The organism is Geomonas terrae, from assembly GCF_004791675.1.
GTDB classification, from domain to species: Bacteria; Desulfobacterota; Desulfuromonadia; order Geobacterales; family Geobacteraceae; genus Geomonas; species Geomonas edaphica.
Genome location: NZ_SRSC01000001.1, coordinates 190,480 through 206,060, shown reverse-complemented (window position 1 = coordinate 206,060; position 15,581 = coordinate 190,480). Strand labels below are relative to the sequence as shown.

The window sequence follows — 15,581 nt, the reverse complement described above, 5'->3', positions numbered from 1 at the left end:
GTTACTGGTTGCGAATTTCGGGCTTGTCCGCGGTCACCGACTTCGGCTTTTCCTCCAGGGCACGCTCCAGGTTGAAGGGGGCGTTGTTCTTCACCGCATCGGAGAAGTTGTTCCGCTGGGTTGTCGAAACCTCGGCCAGGTCGCGCGCGTCCTTGATGATGCGCGGGGTGAGCATGATGAGGAGGTTCGTCTTGTCCCGCTTCGTGGTCCTGGTCTTGAAGAGCCAGCCCAGCCCGGGGATGTCGCCCAAGAGGGGGACCTTGCTCTCGACCACCTGGTCGGTGTCCTGGATCAGGCCGCCGATCAGCACGGTGTCCGTATTCTTCACAACGACCGAGGTCTTGGCGGAGCGCTTGGTGCTCCCCAGGTTCGGGCTGGTCGCGGTGCCGAAGTCCTTCACCGCGGAGATCTCCTGGTAGATGTCGAGCTTTACGTACTCCCCCTCGCTGATCTGCGGCTTGATCTTCAGGATGATACCGGTGTCCTTCCTCTCGATGGACTGCTGGGAGAGGCCGGTCGAAGTGAGGTTCGTGCCCGAAAGGAAGGGGACGTTCTCGCCGACGAAGATCTCCGCTTCCTTGTTGTCGCTGGTCATGATGTTCGGTGTGGAGAGGACGTTCAGTGCGCCGTTTGTCTGCAGCGCCTGCAGCACGACCGGGACGTTGATCTTGCCGAGGGTCACGTCCATGCCGAGGGTCTTGGCCGCCGCGGCCGTGGTGGAGAGCCCGGCCACGGTGCCGAAGGGGTCGAAGGTGCCGATGGTGGCCACGGTGCCGTTGGAGGCGGCGCCGATCACGCCGATCTGCACCCCGAGGTCCTTCGCCTTGTTGACGGAAACCTCGGCGATCATCGCCTGCACGAAGACCTGGCGGCTTCTTCTGTCGAGCTTCTGGATCACCTGCAGGAGGTTCTGGTAGTCGGTCGGGGAGGCCATGACGACCAGCGAGTTGGTGGCCTTGTCCGGGGTGATGGTGATCTTCCCCCCCTCGAAGACGGCCTGCTGCGGTGCGGCCGCGGTGCCCCCCGGTGTTGCGGCCGCAGGTGTGTTGGAGGTCCCCTTCACGAGGCCGTCCAGCACCTTGGCGACCTCGGTCGCCTCGGCGTTTTCCAGGTAGTAGACGTTCACCTTGCTGCTCGTGGTCGGCGGCACCACGTCGACCAGCTCGATCAGCTTCTTAACGTCGGCCTTGTCCTTGTCCGAGCCGAAGATGATGAGGGCGTTCAGCCTAGTGTCGGCGACGACGGGAGCCGCGCCGGTAGCGGCGGCAGTCGCTCCAGGCTTCGCGCTTTGCTTGCCGGAGAGCCAGTCCTTCACCATGGTGGCGACGCTGTCAGCGGCGGCGTTTTTGAGGAAGACCAGTTCGGCCCCCTCGCGCACCTGGTCGGTATCGATGTGTTTCAGGATCCCGAGGATCTTCTGGATGTTGTATGCAGAGTCGATGACGAGGATGAGGTTTGCGGCGCCGAAGGCCGAGATCTGGCCGTCCTTGGAGACCAGGGGCTGCAGGAAGGTCACCGCGTCCTGCGGTGCCACGTGCTCCAACTGGATCACGCGCGCCTGATAGCTGTCGTTCACCGTCCCCTTCTCGCCGTCATAAAGCACCTTCACCCCGGCCTGTTTGGCCGCCGCGGTCGGTACCACCTTCATCACCTTGCCTGCCGGCACCACGGTGAAGCCCTTCAGCTCGAGCACCGAGGTGAAGACGTTGTACGCCTCCTCGTTGGAGAGCTTGGCCGGGGAGAAGACGGAGATCTTCCCTTTGACCCGGTCGTCCATGATGAAGTTCTTGCCGGTGAGGTCGCTGATGAATTTCACCATGGTGGCGATGTCCACGTCGGTGAAGTTCAGCACCACCCCCTTCGCGAAGACGAGGTTCGGTGCGGCGATCAGGAACATGAGTATGGCGGCTATGCGGGTAACTCTACTTTTCAATGCACCCCCCTAAAACCGGGTCGAGGTTGAGACGATACTCAAACCGGCTGGTGACAGCTTATAGGCTTTTAGTGACAGATGATCTTTGGGTCTCTGTGCAACCGTCTTTACCGTATGTCGTAAGTGAATGTGGTGGGCTGGCCGTCGCGGATCAGGTCGAGCTTGATCCGGCTCTGCCCCTTGAGCGAGGCGAAGGACTGGATCGCCTTCTCCGGGGAGTCGATCGGGAAATCGTTCATCCTCAAGAGGACGTCGCCGTTTCTGATGCCGACGGTGCCGAAGATCCCCTGGGGCTTCACCTCGGTGGCCCGGAACCCCTCCACCTTGCCGTCCTTCATGCTGGGCAGGAGGCGCGCGTCGGTCATGGCCTGCCCGATGTTGTCAAGGGCAGCGTTCAAGGCGCGCTGGTCGACTATGTAGTTTCCGGCACCGGCGGAGGCGGCGAGACCGCCGCCGGACGCGGGTGCCGCAGGGGCCGCCGCTGCCGTCGCCGCAGCTTCCGCTGCCGCGGTCGGGGTGAGGATCTTCACCCGTTTTCCTCCCACCAGGATCTCGGCCACGTCCTTCTTGACGGAAACGAGCGGTCCCGCCGAGAACACCGTGTCGCCCAGGCGGAAGACCCGCTCCTCGTGGGTCGAGCTCTTCAGCACCAGCGCGAAGGTTTCGCGGAACGAGCCGACCGCGGTCCCCAAAAGGATCAGGTCGTTCACGGCAGGGGGGGGAGGCGCCGCCGCCTGCCCTCCGGCGGTCGAAGCGGTCTGCACGATCGCGGTCAGTCTCCCCTGGGTCGCCTTGCCGAACAGGCCGCGCTCTAGGATGGGGCCGAAGGTGAGGAGATCCTGGCTCGCCGCAGGTGCGGTCGCGCTCTGCGAGGCCGGTTTCTGCGCGTTACGTGGGTAAAGTCCGGAGATCTTGAAGCTCAGCAGGTCCGCTGCGATGAGCGCCGCCACCGCGATGATGGCGATGCCCAGGGTTATGTTCAGGGGGAGAATCCAGCGCGGCATGAAATACCCTTCTCTGCGAGTAGTCGAAACGGTGCGAATATATTAGATGGCCTTGAGTTATGCAACAAAAAAGGGGGTACGAGTGCTCCTCCGGAGGCCCTCCGGCACGCTCGTTCTTCCCCCCCTGCATCGTAGTCGATTCGCCTTTGCGTTTCCGGCGCCGGACCGCTGCAGCTTCAGCTCATGGGGGAGAAGGATAATGAGAGCTTGCGCTGCCCGTGCCTTAACCGAACGCCACAGTAACAGCAAAACCTGTGCCGCCGCTTCTGGAGCGAAGTCGCAGGCCTCATTGTAACAAAACCTTCCCGCATTGCCACACTTTTTCCAATGAAGACCATTGGGTTCGTCGGGCGTCCCTGCCAACCGGTGCCAAGGATGCCCAGGGAAGACGAGCGGCTTTTTGACTTTCGACGGCTTTTTGACAGCGCTGTTGAACTGCCGCCGACTGCTGTGCTAGACTCGCGCAACCACGCACCTTGGAGCCGCACATGAGACGAGTCGTCGTCACCGCATCAACCAGGATGGAACTCTCGGAGCTGATACCGGCCGCTTCCGCACTCCCCTTCTCCGGCGTGGGGCACCTCCCCCTTTGGCGCGCCGAGCTCGCGGGGCAGGAACTCTTCATCGCCCAGACCGGCATGGGCAAGGCGAACGCCGCCTGCGCGGCGACCCTTCTTTGCGAGCGCCTGACGCCTGATCTTCTCGTCAATACCGGCTGCGGCGGCGCCTTTCCCGGCTGCGGGGTCGGCGTCGGTGACATAGCGGTGGCCGACGCCGAGTGTTTCGCGGACGAAGGGGTGCTGACCCCTGACGGGTGGCGCGGGCTCGACCTCATCGGCATCCCGCTCTACGAGGGGAGGGGGGAGCGCGTCTTCAACCGCGTCCCGCTGCCGCTTGAGCCGGCCCGACGCGCGCTCGCGCATGCCGCTGCCGAAGGCTTTGCCGCCGCCCTCGGACCCTTTCTCACCGTTTCCACCTGCTCAGGGACCTCCCGCCGCGGGGAGGAGATGCTGCGCCGCTTCCCCGGCATCTGCGAGAACATGGAAGGGGCGGCGCTCGCCCACGTCGCGCTCATCTACGGCGTTGCCTGTCTCGAGGTGCGCGGCATCAGCAACATGGTGGAGGACCGGGACATGTCGCGCTGGGACTTGAAACGTGCCGTAGGCGAGGTGCAGCGCTTCCTCTTCAGCCTTCTTAAGTGCCCCGATGCACTCTTTGGGAGCTGATCTGCACCGTTTTCCCTTCGTATGCTTCCTTCCGTTTGCAGCGCTGCTCTTATATATATCGCGCGCTCGTTAAGCTTTTCTTGCACAACCTTCCCTCAAGTAGTATATTGGTGAGTCTTAAAAACTTTGCAAGGGGCGGATCTGAGAGAGAACCGGGCCTCTTTGACTGATTTATCGGAGCTTGTACAAGACATGGATTGCGTAATGTCAGAAAACGGGCAGCGCCCGACGCTCACCCTGGGCTTTTCTCCCTGTCCCAACGACACCTTCATCTTCGACGCCCTGATCCACGGGCGGGTCGACTGCGGTTTTTCCTTCCGCGAGCAGCTCGAGGACGTGGAGACCCTGAACCGGATGGCGCTTTCCGCGACGCTGGACGTCTCGAAGGTCTCCTACCACCTACTGGGGCACATCCTGAAGGACTACCTCCTGCTCAGAAGCGGGGGGGCGCTCGGGCGCGGCTGCGGTCCGCTGGTCGTCGCGCGCGACGGTATTGACCCGGGCGAGCTCGCCGGCAAGAGGATCGCCCTCCCCGGGCAGTACACCACCGCGGCGCTTCTTTTGCGGCTTTTCAACCCGTCGCTTGCCGACTTCGTCTACCTCCCGTTCCACGAGATCATGGGTGCGGTAGCCGACGGTTCGGTCGCGGCTGGGGTGATCATCCACGAGTCGCGCTTCACCTATCAGGGGTATGGGCTGAAGAAGGTGCTCGACCTGGGTGAGTGGTGGGAGCAGGAGACGGGGCACCCCATACCGCTTGGCGGCATCGCGGCGAAACGCTCGCTCGGGCGGGAGGCGCTTTTATCCCTGGAGCGTGGGCTTGCGCTTAGCGTGGAGTACGCCTTCGCCCACCCCGGTGCGGCGCGTCCCTACATACGCGCCCACTCGCAGGAGATGAGCGACGAGGTGTGCGATGCCCACATCTCCCTTTATGTGAACGACTTCTCCCGCGGGCTCGGCCCCGAGGGGGAGGATGCCGTGCGACTTTTGCTAAACCGGGCGGCCGAGGCGGGGATCATACCCCGCTGGCAGGAGCCGCTGCTGATCCCTTGACAGGGATACCTCTCAAGTTATCTGCCTTGCTGCCGAAACGGGGATGTGCCGTACGTAGCATCGTGGAGGAATGCGCATGACCAAGCCCTTCAACTGGAAGCGGCACATAGCGGTGGCTTTCTGCTTCATCCTGCTCTTCTGGGTGGGGGACGCCCTCATCGACGCCGTGATCCTGCGGAGAGCGCCGTTTCTGGACCAGCTCAGCGCGCCGAACGCGTACGAGCTCTGGATGCGCACCTTCTACGCGAGCCTGCTCGGCGTGTTCTTCGCCTCCCTCTCGGTGCTTTGCGAGCGCAGCCGCAGGGTCGAGACGGCGCTGCGTCATTCCGACGACCTCTCCAGCATGTTCCTTGCCTCCTCGCGCGACGCGATCTGCGTGGTGCGGACCGACGACTACACCATTGCCAACTGCAACGGCGTCTTCCTGGCCAAATACGCTCTGGCTGAAGCGGAGGCCGTCGGCCGAAGCTTTCCCGAGCTGATCACCCGCTACGGGCTCTCCGAGCAGGTCATGAGCCAGCTCTCCCGGTGCGTCTGCACCGCCACTGCGGTAAGCAGCGAGGTAAGCTACCACACCGAGGATGGCGGCAGCCACTACGAAGAGATTTCCATCCATCCCATCGGCGATCTGCAACAAGGCATCCAGACCGTCCTTTACGCGGCGCGCGACATCACCTCGCGCCGCAGCTCCCAGGAGCAGCTGGAGGAGTCCGAGGCCCGCTATCGCGCCATATTCGAGAACACCGGGACCGCCATGGCCATCGTGCTCCCGGACGGCACGCTCCAGACGGTGAACCGCGGCTTCGAGGACGCCACCGGGCTTTCGCGTGAGGAGCTCGAAGGGAAGAAGCTTTGGACCGAGTTCCTCGGCAGCTGCGATTCCGACGGGATCGCGGCCGCACCGCTCGTCGATGAGCCGGCCACGCCAAGGCGCAGCTTCGAAGTACAGCTTGTGGACAGAAACGGCGCGGTACGCACCATGGTCGGCAACTGGGCCCCCATCGAAGGGACCGAACAGGCGGTGCTCTCCCTGGTCGACATCAGTGCCCACAAGGAAGTCGAGGAGGCACTGAGGGAAAGCCGCGCCACCCTCGCCGTCGCGCAGCGCATCGCACGTCTCGGCAACTGGGACTGGGATCTCACCACCGACACGCTCATCTGGTCCGACGAGATGTTCCGCATCCACGACGTGGACCCCGCCAACTTCACCCCTTCCCACGAACTCGTCCTGCTGGCGGTCCACCCGGATGACCGGGAGATGGTGATCCGCTCCGTGAACGACGCCATCTACAACCGCAAGAGTTACCAGATGGACTACCGCGTCATGCTGGCAAGCGGGGCGGTCCGCACCCTGTCGGCGCGGGGCGAGGTGACCTACGACGCGCAGGGGAAACCGCTGCACATGCTCGGCACCGCCCAGGACATCACCTGGCGCATCGAGGCGGAGCAGGCGCTCAGAAACTCCGAAGAGAAGTTCTCCAAGGCCTTCCATGCAAGCCCCGACTCCATCGTCATCACCCGCGCCGAGGACGGCACCTACATCGACGTCAACGAGGCGTTCCAGGAGATCACGGGCTACCGCAGGGAGGAGGTCATCGGCAGGACCTCGACCGACCTGCAGCTCTGGGCGGATCACGATGCCAGGATGGTGATGCTGAAGCTTCTGAACGAGCACAGCCATGTGCGCAACCTGGACGTCCGCTTCCGGGTGAAGTCCGGCGAGATCCGGGAGCTTTTATGGTCCGCGGACGTGATCGAGTACCAGGGGGAGGCCTGCCTGATCGCCATCTCGCGCGACGTCACCGACCAGCGCCAGATGGAGCGCGAGCTGCTCGAGAGCGACGCACGCCTTTACATGAAGCACGAAGAGCTGAAGAACGTCTTCCACCAGATGGAGGGGATCCGGCGCGAGTGGGAGGAGATCATGGACTGCATCTCCGACATGTTCATCCTCTCCGACCAGTACGGCAAGATCCGCCGCTTCAACCGTGCCGTCGAGACCTTCACCGGCAAGGCGCACCGGGACATCGTCGGGCGTGACTGCCTCTCCTTCCTCGAGGAGCACGGGCTCAAGGGGCATCTGGCCGCTCCGGGGATCGAGCTTCTGCACAAGGAAACCGGGAAGTGGTTCGTCCTCAAAAGGCACGCGTTCCCGACTGCCGAGGTGGACGGCACCACGCGCGAGGTGGTCATCATTAACGACACGACCAACATCGGACGGCGCCCCGAGGAGGTTGGGGTGCACGAAGCTGCACCGGTACAGGTGTCCGCAGTCAGGTAGAAAAACCTGCGCAAGATTAAAGGGTTGGCCGCCTCCGGGCTCATTGGAACTTGACTTCGCCGCGGGGGTATGTTATACGAATGCCTCGCCCAACAAAGGAGGTGCGCATGGCATCACCCGAGCGGAGTCTCAGGCTGGTGCGCATAGTCGCCCTGGCCCTGATGCTCCTCCCGATCCACACGCTTCCCCTGCTGGCTTCAGAACAAGTAGTAAAACCGGTAGCAGAATCCTCTGTTGAAAAAGTAGAACAGCAGCAAAAATCGGTGGTGAAAAAGCTGATCGGCATAGCGACTTACTATGCCAGGAAGTTCCATGGCAGGGCAACCACCTCCGGAGAGCGTTACCATCCGGAGAAGTTGACCGCCGCCCACCAGAGCCTGCCGTTGGGGACCAAGGTTCTCGTCAGGAACCTCGCCAACGACAAGGAAGTTACGGTTGTTATCAACGACCGTTGCCGCAAGAAGAGTTTCCCGTTCATCGATCTCTCACGGGCTGCGGCAAGGAAGCTGGGTTTCTTCGGAGAAGGGAAGGCCAAGGTGGCCATCATCCCGCTCACCGAAGGCGAATCCTAGAAACATCAAAATACAATCTGGGCGAACAGAGGAAAAGGCCGGGGGCAACCCCGGCCTTTTTTCATGCGCGCGCCAAGCCGGCTGCGCGCGCCAACAAAAAAAGCAGCCCTTGCGGGCTGCTTCGTGTTCGGTTCCTGCCGCGGCAGCGGCTTAATCGTCCTTGTGCTTCTTCTTGGAGCTCTTTTTCTTCTTGGAGGACTTCTTGGACGGCTTGTCGTCGCTGTCCTTGGATTTCTTCCCCTTCTTCCCTTTCTTTGCCTTGCTCCCCTTCGAAGCCTTGGAGGAGCTGGACTTGTGCTTGCGGTAGCTTCTCGGCTCCGGATTGAACTCGTCCTTTATGTTGCTCAAAAGGACCTGGGCCTCCTCGAGCTCCGGGTCGGCCTTGCGGGCCGCCTCCAGCGACTCCTTCGCCTCGGCGATGTGGCCGTCCTTCATCTGGACCCTTCCCATCGCGTTCAGCGCCTTCGCGTGGTCCGCCTTGAGCTTCACCGCCTCCTTGTACTCGTCGGTCGCTGCGGTGTAGTTCTTCTGGAACTCGTAAACGAGGCCCAGCTTGTAATGGGCGTTGGAGTCGGTGGGAGCAAGCTCGACCCCTTCCTTCAGGAGCTTAGCGAGCGCGTCGTAATTCTTGTTCTTTACGTAGATCGCGGTGAGCGCGGTGCGGGCGTCCTGGTCGTCCTTTTTCAGGCGCAGCACCTCCTGGTACTCGCCGGCGGCCTGGTCCATCTCGTTACGTTTGCGCAGGAGCCCGGCGAGCTCGCGGTGGGCATCCAGCGACTCGCTGTCCAGCTTGATCGCGGTCTGGTACGCGGTGATCGCCGAGTCGAGGTTCTTCGCGTTCACGTAGGCGCGTGCGAGCTTCAACTGGGCCACCGCGTCGGTAGGTGTCAGCTTGACGAGCTCCTGGTACTGCTCGAGCGCCTGCGGGAAGCTCCCCCTCAGGGTGTAGATGTCGGCGAGGCGCTGCCTGGCCTGGACGTTGTCCGGCGTGCTCGCGAGCACCTGGCGGTACTCGACCACCGCCTCGTCGAGGAGCGCCTTTCTCTCGTAGATCCCGGCGAGGTTCAGGTGCAACTGCGGGTTCTCCGCCTTGTTCCTGATCGCGTCGCGGTAGTAGTTCATCGCCTCGTCTTCGCGGCCCACTGCGACCAGGGCATCCCCAAGGCGCTGCTGCGCCACCGCGTCGGTGGGCTCCTCGGCAAGCCTCAGGCGGTACTCGCTGATCGCCATGTCGAGGTCCTTGGCGGTCCGGTGCTGCTCGGCAAGCGCCATGTGGTCGACCTTGGGGGCGTCCTTCTCGGCCGTGGTTATTCCGGCGAGCATGCGCTCGTAGTCGGCGCTCTTCTGGTCCCCCTTCTTCGCGTACCCCTCGGAGAGGAGGCGGTGCACCTCCTTGTTCTTCGGGTCGGCGATGGCCGCCTGTTTCAGCTCGTTGACACCCTTGTCGGTCTCGCCGCGGGTGAGCAGGAGCGCACCGAGGCCTAGGCGTGCCCGTGCGTTGCCGGGCTGGATGGCGAGCGCCTTGCGGTACTCGTCCTCCGCTTTTTGCTGCTGTCCGAGGGCCTGGTAGGAGACGGCGAGGTCCCCGTGCAGGGAGGCGTCTTCTGGGAAGGCGGCGAGCGCCTCGGTGTAGTGGAAGACGGCGAGTTGGTGCAGGTCTTTTTGGGCGAGGATACGGGCGAGGCCGCCGTGGTAGCGCGGGTCGCCGGCCTTTAGTCCCTGGGAGAGCTCGACCGCGGCCTCTTCGCTTGCCCCTTTCTGCTGGTGCAAAAGGCCAAGGTTTCCGCTCGCCGGGTAGAACTCCGGGTCGAGTGCGAGCGTCTCGCGGTACTCCTGGATGGCCGCATCGATGTTGCCGCTGCGCTCGAAGGCAAGCGCCTTCAGGTAGCGCCCCGGAGCGCCGGTGGGGCAGAGCTCGGCCACGCGCTTCTCGGCGTCGTTTCGTTTCTGCTCGCTCGCCTGCGGCGGGAGCTCCATGATGATCTTCTTCGCCTGCAGGCAGCTGTTGGTCGCCGGGAAAGGCCAGCTGAAGCCGGTGCCGAACAGGGTCACCGCAAAAAGCGATGAGAGTGCTACGTATCGTTTCATGTAAGGCCCTTTTGAAATTGTAATGAGGATATGGAAGGCGCCGTGGGCGCCGGCGGCTCGGTCTTGGGGACCGTGCGAGGATGGCGGATTATACACATCGGGGGTGCTAAATTCAATTCCAAAACGCCAATCATTAACGATACCGATCCTTTGCGCCCCGGAAGCCTTGCCTGGCGCGGGGGCTCCAAGGTTAAGGCGGATTACCTTGACTTTCATGATAAAGATGGTTAAATCATCTGCACCGGTCCGGGTGGGCACCACGGGGCCGGTTTTTCTTTAGCGGTCACGGCCCCGGCGGCCGGGAAGAGGGCGTCGGGCGAGAGGGGCGAAATGGCGGTGATTCCGAAGGAACCGTTGGAGTGGTTGAACCTGTTTCGCCAGCAGATGGACGAGATCTTCCGTTATCTCACCACGCTGGAGGGGCGGGAGGGAGTCGCCGAAAAGGAGCATGCCCCGCTGTTGGACATCTACGAGACCGGCAACTCGTTCGTCGTCGAAGCCGAGCTCCCCGGTTGCAACCGTGAAGACATCACCCTGAGCCTTTGCTGTTCGACCCTGGTGATCGAGGGGAACATCCGAGAGGAGACCGACCCCGGCGCCACCTATATCTGCCTCGAGCGCCCCGCCGGGCGCTTCTGCCGGGCCGTCGAAGTTCCCCCAGGCGCCGACCTGGACGGGGTGAAAGCCGGCTGCCGCAACGGCCTGCTTACCGTGGCGTTCCCCTGGCGCAAAAACGACAAACCGCACATCCGGGAGATCCCGATAGAGTAAGGAGAAGTACATGGAAAACAGGCAGGAGACCGAAGAACTGAACATACCGGATGTTCTGCCGCTGCTCCCGGTTCGGGACGTGGTCGTCTATCCCTACATGATTCTGCCGCTTTTCGTGGGGCGGGAGATATCGATCGCCGCCGTCGATCACGCACTTTCCAAGGACCGCATGATCTTCCTTGCGACGCAGCGGGACGTGGGTGACGAGGATCCGGCACCCGAGGCGATCTACGAGGTCGGCACGGTCGCCATGATCATGCGCATGCTGAAGCTCCCCGACGGCAGGGTGAAGATCCTGGTGCAGGGGCTCACCAAGGCGCGCATCACCGAATACCTGGCCGACAAGCCCTTCTACTCGGTGCGCATCGACCGCATCCTGGAGCCCGCCGCCCCGGAGAACACCCTCGAGGCCGAGGCGCTCATCCGTACCGTCAAAGAGGAACTCGCGAAGATCGTGGCGCTCGGCAAGGCCGTTTCCCCCGAGGTCATGGTCATCGTTGAGAACATGCAGGAGCCGGGTGCCTTGGCCGATCTGGTCGCCAGCAACATAGGGCTCAAGGTCGAGGAGGCGCAGGGGCTTTTAGAGGTGGTCGATCCGCTGGAGCGCTTAAAGCGCGTGAACGACCTCCTGAATAAGGAGAGCGAGCTTCTCAACATGCAGGCGCGCATCCAGTCCGCCGCCAAGGAGGAGATGGGCAAGAGCCAGCGCGAGTACTACCTGCGCGAGCAGCTGCGCGCCATCCAGCAGGAGCTAGGCGAGAGCGACGCGCGCAGCGAGGAGATGGCGGAGCTAAGAAAGTCCATCGAGAGCGCCAAGATGCCTCAAAACGTCGAGAAGGAGGCCCTGAAGCAACTCGGGCGCCTGGAGCAGATGCATCCGGACGCCGCTGAAGCGGGTATGCTGAGGACCTTCCTCGACTGGATGGTTGACATCCCGTGGGGGAAGGCGACCAAGGACTCCCTCGAGATCAACCGCGCCTCCGAGATCCTCAACGAGGACCACTACTTCCTTGAGAAGGTGAAGGAGCGCATCCTCGAGTTCCTGGCGGTGCGAAAGCTGAAGAAGAAGATGAAGGGCCCGATCCTCTGCTTCGTCGGCCCCCCGGGTGTCGGCAAGACGAGCCTCGGCAAGTCCATCGCCCGCGCCATGGGGAGAAAGTTCGTACGCATCTCTCTGGGGGGCGTGCGCGACGAGGCCGAGATCCGCGGGCATCGGCGCACCTACGTCGGCGCGCTTCCCGGCCGTATTATCCAGGGGCTCAAGCAGGCCGGCTCGAACAACCCGGTCTTCATGCTCGACGAACTCGACAAGCTCGGGAGCGACTTCAGGGGGGATCCCTCTTCGGCGCTTTTAGAGGTGCTCGATCCGGAGCAGAACAACAGCTTCTCCGATCACTACATAAACCTCCCCTTCAACCTCTCCAACGTGATGTTCATCGCGACGGCGAACCAGATGGACACCATCCCCGGCCCCTTGCGGGACAGGATGGAGGTTATCAACCTCGCGGGCTACACCGAGGAGGAAAAACTCGGCATCGCCAAGCGCTACCTCGTGCCGCGCCAGGTGAAGGAAAACGGCATCACCGAGGAGATCGTCGTCTTCTCCGAGGAGGCCCTCCGGGCGATCATCGCCAAGTACACCCGCGAGGCGGGGCTCAGGAACCTGGAACGCGAGATCGGCAGCGTCTGCCGCAAGGTGGCGCGGAAGTACGCCGAAGGGAAGGGGGAGAAGTTCGTCATCACCGCGGGCACCGTCGCCAAGTACCTCGGTCCGCCGAAGTTCCTGCGCGAGGAGGAGATGGATAAGAACGAGGTCGGCGTGGTCACCGGCCTTGCCTGGACCCCGGTGGGGGGCGAGGTGCTCTTCGTCGAGGCGACCGTGATGAAGGGGAAGGGGGCGCTGACGCTCACCGGCCAGTTGGGCGATGTGATGAAGGAATCGGTCCAGGCCGCGCTCTCCTACATCCGCTCCCGGACCGGAGAGCTTAACATCCACGAGGACTTCAACTCCTCGATCGACATCCACGTGCACGTCCCGGCCGGCGCCATTCCAAAGGACGGCCCTTCGGCTGGTGTCACCATGGCGACCGCCCTGGTCTCGGCTCTCACCAAGATCCCGGTCAGAAAAGAGGTTGCCATGACCGGCGAGATCACCCTGCGCGGCAAGGTGCTCCCGATCGGCGGCCTGAAGGAGAAGATCCTCGCCGCGGCGCGCCTCGGCGTCACCACGGTGATCATCCCGGTGCAGAACAAGAAGGATCTCGAGGACGTCCCGAAGACCATCCTCAAGAAGCTGAAGATCGTCACCGCCTCCACCATCGACGATGTCCTGGCCGTCGCACTCGAGAAGTATCCCCCCCCGGCGCCCAAGCCTCAAAAGGCCGAACCTCCGAAGACCAAGGTGAGGACCCGGGTCCCGGTATCCTCCACGGTGAGGGGCAAGGCTTGAAACTTGCTGAACTCGGGGAATTCGGCCTCATCGACAGGATAAAGGCACACGTCGCCGCGTCACCCTCGGTGCTTCTGGGCATCGGGGACGACGCGGCGGCGCTCGTTCCCACCGAAGGCTTCGTTACCCTCATCACCTCCGACATGCTCCTTGAAGGGGTCCACTTCGACCTCTCCTTCTGCGATCCGCGCACCCTCGGCAGAAAATCGCTTTCCGTCAACCTATCCGATGTCGCAGCCATGGGGGCGCGCCCGCGCCACTTCCTGCTCGGCGTCGCCCTCCCGAAGGACGTACCTCTGAAATTCATGGACGGCTTCATGGCCGGGATGCTGGAGCAGGCGGAGCGCTTCGGCGCGACCCTGGTTGGCGGCGATACCTGCGCCTCTAAGGGGGGGCTTGCCATCTCGGTCACCGCGCTTGGCGAGCAGCATCCCGAGCTGGTCTTGAAGCGAAGCGGCGCGCGGCCGGGGGACCTGGTCTGCGTGACCGGAACGGTCGGGGACGCGGCGGCAGGGCTGAACCTGCTCATGCGCGGGGAGCGGGAGGGATTCCTGGTCTCGCGGCAGCTCGACCCGACCCCGAGGGTGGAGGCGGGGATCGCCCTCGCCGCGGCGGGGTGCGTCACCGCCATGATCGACGTAAGCGACGGGGTGCTGCAGGATTTGGGGCACATCTGCGAGATGTCAGGCGTCGGTGCGCGTCTGGAGCTTGCGAAGCTGCCGCTTTCCGATGAATACCTCTCCGAGTGCGCCGAAGACCCGTTCGCCCTGGCGCTCTCGGGTGGGGAGGACTATGAGTTGCTGTTTTGTATTCCTGAAGGTAGGGATGCTGAAGCCTTGGAGGTCTGTGCCCGCGCCGGAGTCCCGGTTTCCGTGATCGGGACGGTCACCGCCGGCTCCGGAATCGAGCTCGCCGCTCCCGACGGGACGCCCTACCGCGCGCCAAGGCGCGGCTTCGATCATTTTGCTTAATCCCCGCTGATCCTCACCGCCACGCGCCGCTCCCGCGGCCCGTCGAACTCGCAGAAGTAGAGCGCCTGCCAGGTCCCCAGCAAAAGCTTGCCCCGATCGATCAAGAGCCTTTGGCAGGTCCCCACCAGGGTCGATTTCACGTGCGCCGCGGAGTTTCCTTCCGCGTGGGTGAAGTAGTGCGCGTCCGGCACCAGTTGGTCAAGGCAGTTTGCGATGTCCCGCTTCACCGCCGGGTCGGCCCCTTCGTTCACGGTGACCCCGGCCGTCGTGTGCAGCACGAAGACATCACAGGTGCCGCTTCCCACCATTGCCGCCGCGACGAGATCTTCCACCCGCGCGGTGATGTCGATCAACTCCGTCCTCTCCCTGCTTTTCAGCGTAATGTATTGGATCATCCGTCCCTCCGTCCGTTATTTATATATAGACTCTCCTCCCCATGGAGACCCACCTTGGAGCAGTTCACGAAGTGCTGCAGGAGCCTTAACGTTCCCCCCTTTGCGAAGGTTCTTCAGGAAATTCCGGTGACGGCGAAAAAGTGTGTCCACGAAGCGCCGCAGGTGACTTAATGCCCCCCCTTTCGAAGGGGGGAGCGTGATGCGTGCTCAATGCTTCGTGGCTAACGCACACATGCCTCCCAGGAATTCCCGGATGGACTTCCTACTTCCTGAAAAGGCTGCTCCTTATCTTGCCCAGATACTTGTTAACCGGGTTCCCCCTGGACAAGAAGGGTAGCACCGGCCGTTCCCGCTGCCCAAGTGCCTGCAAAAGTTTCGTGATGGCGGGATTCTTCCCCACCCTGAGCCCCAGATGCAGCGCCCTGATCGCCTCTTTCTTTCTTCCGGCGGCTAGGTAGATTGTGCCAAGGCGCAGGTAATGCTCCGAATTCTTGGGCTCTCTCTTAACCGCCTCCTGGCAAAGGGTTACCGCCGTCTGTACATTTCCAGTCGCCTGGGCCAAAGCCAGGGCGTAAAGGGAGAGGTGCTCTGGCGTGCGCTCCTTTTCCAGAGCGGCATGCAGGTAGCGTTGCGCCACCGTGATGCGGCGCGTTTCCAGCGCCTCCTTCCCGAGGTGCACCAGTTCGCCTGTCTCCATTTCGGCAATCTCTGCAGCGTTCACGCATTCTCCTGTTGTTGGTCCGTGGCCGTCCATGAGGAGTGGCCATGGTGACGGCAAATTAAGATTCTACACTATAGCATCTAATTTACCTCGCAAGCCCGAGTTCCTCGGGCAGGG

Annotated in this window: 12 protein-coding genes; 7 read left to right on the top strand and 5 right to left on the bottom strand. The window is 62.9% G+C overall.

Annotated elements, in window-relative coordinates; translation table 11 throughout:
• Position 1: 1 nt before the first annotated feature.
• Both gspD and gspC read right to left on the bottom strand, forming a co-directional pair.
• Positions 2 to 1,897, bottom strand: a complete 1,896-nt coding sequence (gspD, locus tag E4633_RS00915; RefSeq protein WP_162604948.1) for a type II secretion system secretin GspD — start codon at positions 1,895 to 1,897, stop codon at positions 2 to 4.
• 143 nt (positions 1,898 to 2,040) lie between these two features.
• Positions 2,041 to 2,937, bottom strand: coding sequence for a type II secretion system protein GspC (gspC, locus tag E4633_RS00910; protein ID WP_135868402.1), 897 nt, complete (start codon positions 2,935 to 2,937; stop codon positions 2,041 to 2,043).
• Between the two features lie 488 nt (positions 2,938 to 3,425).
• Here gspC and mqnB point away from each other — a divergent pair, with 488 nt between their 5' ends.
• The 4 genes from mqnB (at position 3,426) to E4633_RS00890 (ending at position 8,069) form a co-directional block, all read left to right on the top strand.
• Entirely contained in the window at positions 3,426 to 4,163 is a 738-nt protein-coding gene (gene mqnB / locus E4633_RS00905; protein ID WP_135868401.1) for a futalosine hydrolase, read from the top strand.
• A 192-nt stretch (positions 4,164 to 4,355) separates the two neighbouring features.
• A complete protein-coding gene (locus tag E4633_RS00900; RefSeq protein WP_135868400.1) occupies positions 4,356 to 5,216 on the top strand; it encodes a 1,4-dihydroxy-6-naphthoate synthase in 861 nt (286 codons plus the stop codon).
• Between the two features lie 76 nt (positions 5,217 to 5,292).
• Positions 5,293 to 7,497 carry a PAS domain S-box protein gene (locus E4633_RS00895; protein ID WP_135868399.1) on the top strand — a complete coding sequence of 735 codons (2,205 nt, stop codon included), beginning with the start codon at positions 5,293 to 5,295 and terminating at the stop codon, positions 7,495 to 7,497.
• A gap of 107 nt (positions 7,498 to 7,604) precedes the next feature.
• Positions 7,605 to 8,069, top strand: a complete 465-nt coding sequence (locus E4633_RS00890; RefSeq protein ID WP_135868398.1) for a septal ring lytic transglycosylase RlpA family protein — start codon at positions 7,605 to 7,607, stop codon at positions 8,067 to 8,069.
• A 150-nt stretch (positions 8,070 to 8,219) separates the two neighbouring features.
• Here the strand turns inward: E4633_RS00890 and E4633_RS00885 are convergent, their stop codons facing one another.
• The gene (locus tag E4633_RS00885; RefSeq protein WP_135868397.1) at positions 8,220 to 10,157 is read right to left on the bottom strand and encodes a tetratricopeptide repeat protein; all 1,938 of its coding nucleotides are present in this window, start codon (positions 10,155 to 10,157) and stop codon (positions 8,220 to 8,222) included.
• 330 nt (positions 10,158 to 10,487) lie between these two features.
• Between E4633_RS00885 and E4633_RS00880 the strand changes: the two genes are divergently transcribed.
• The 3 genes from E4633_RS00880 to thiL are packed head-to-tail and all read left to right on the top strand — an operon-like array spanning position 10,488 to position 14,348.
• Positions 10,488 to 10,928, top strand: coding sequence for an Hsp20/alpha crystallin family protein (locus E4633_RS00880; RefSeq protein ID WP_135868396.1), 441 nt, complete (start codon positions 10,488 to 10,490; stop codon positions 10,926 to 10,928).
• Between the two features lie 10 nt (positions 10,929 to 10,938).
• Entirely contained in the window at positions 10,939 to 13,377 is a 2,439-nt protein-coding gene (gene lon / locus E4633_RS00875; RefSeq protein ID WP_135868395.1) for an endopeptidase La, read from the top strand.
• Positions 13,374 to 14,348 carry a thiamine-phosphate kinase gene (gene thiL, locus E4633_RS00870; RefSeq protein WP_135868394.1) on the top strand — a complete coding sequence of 325 codons (975 nt, stop codon included), beginning with the start codon at positions 13,374 to 13,376 and terminating at the stop codon, positions 14,346 to 14,348. The genes lon and thiL overlap by 4 nt, the downstream gene beginning before the upstream one ends.
• On the opposite strand, the gene E4633_RS00865 is transcribed toward thiL, so the two are convergent.
• Both E4633_RS00865 and E4633_RS00860 read right to left on the bottom strand, forming a co-directional pair.
• Positions 14,345 to 14,743 (bottom strand): secondary thiamine-phosphate synthase enzyme YjbQ, encoded by a 399-nt coding sequence (locus E4633_RS00865; RefSeq protein WP_135868393.1) that lies wholly within the window; start codon positions 14,741 to 14,743, stop codon positions 14,345 to 14,347. The genes thiL and E4633_RS00865 overlap by 4 nt on opposite strands.
• A 262-nt stretch (positions 14,744 to 15,005) precedes the next feature.
• The gene (locus E4633_RS00860; protein ID WP_246037855.1) at positions 15,006 to 15,464 is read right to left on the bottom strand and encodes a tetratricopeptide repeat protein; all 459 of its coding nucleotides are present in this window, start codon (positions 15,462 to 15,464) and stop codon (positions 15,006 to 15,008) included.
• Positions 15,465 to 15,581 lie beyond the last annotated feature (117 nt).

What these genes read in the sequence shown, in the direction of transcription:
- E4633_RS00900 (WP_135868400.1), top strand. Translation starts at nt 4,356, where the DNA reads ATGGATTGCGTAATGTCAGAAAACGGGCAGCGCCCGACGCTCACCCTG.
- E4633_RS00890 (WP_135868398.1), top strand. Translation starts at nt 7,605, where the DNA reads ATGGCATCACCCGAGCGGAGTCTCAGGCTGGTGCGCATAGTCGCCCTG.
- gspD (WP_162604948.1), bottom strand. Translation starts at nt 1,897, where the DNA reads ATGTTCCTGATCGCCGCACCGAACCTCGTCTTCGCGAAGGGGGTGGTG.
- E4633_RS00880 (WP_135868396.1), top strand. Translation starts at nt 10,488, where the DNA reads ATGGCGGTGATTCCGAAGGAACCGTTGGAGTGGTTGAACCTGTTTCGC.
- E4633_RS00895 (WP_135868399.1), top strand. Translation starts at nt 5,293, where the DNA reads ATGACCAAGCCCTTCAACTGGAAGCGGCACATAGCGGTGGCTTTCTGC.
- mqnB (WP_135868401.1), top strand. Translation starts at nt 3,426, where the DNA reads ATGAGACGAGTCGTCGTCACCGCATCAACCAGGATGGAACTCTCGGAG.
- gspC (WP_135868402.1), bottom strand. Translation starts at nt 2,937, where the DNA reads ATGCCGCGCTGGATTCTCCCCCTGAACATAACCCTGGGCATCGCCATC.
- E4633_RS00865 (WP_135868393.1), bottom strand. Translation starts at nt 14,743, where the DNA reads ATGATCCAATACATTACGCTGAAAAGCAGGGAGAGGACGGAGTTGATC.
- lon (WP_135868395.1), top strand. Translation starts at nt 10,939, where the DNA reads ATGGAAAACAGGCAGGAGACCGAAGAACTGAACATACCGGATGTTCTG.
- E4633_RS00885 (WP_135868397.1), bottom strand. Translation starts at nt 10,157, where the DNA reads ATGAAACGATACGTAGCACTCTCATCGCTTTTTGCGGTGACCCTGTTC.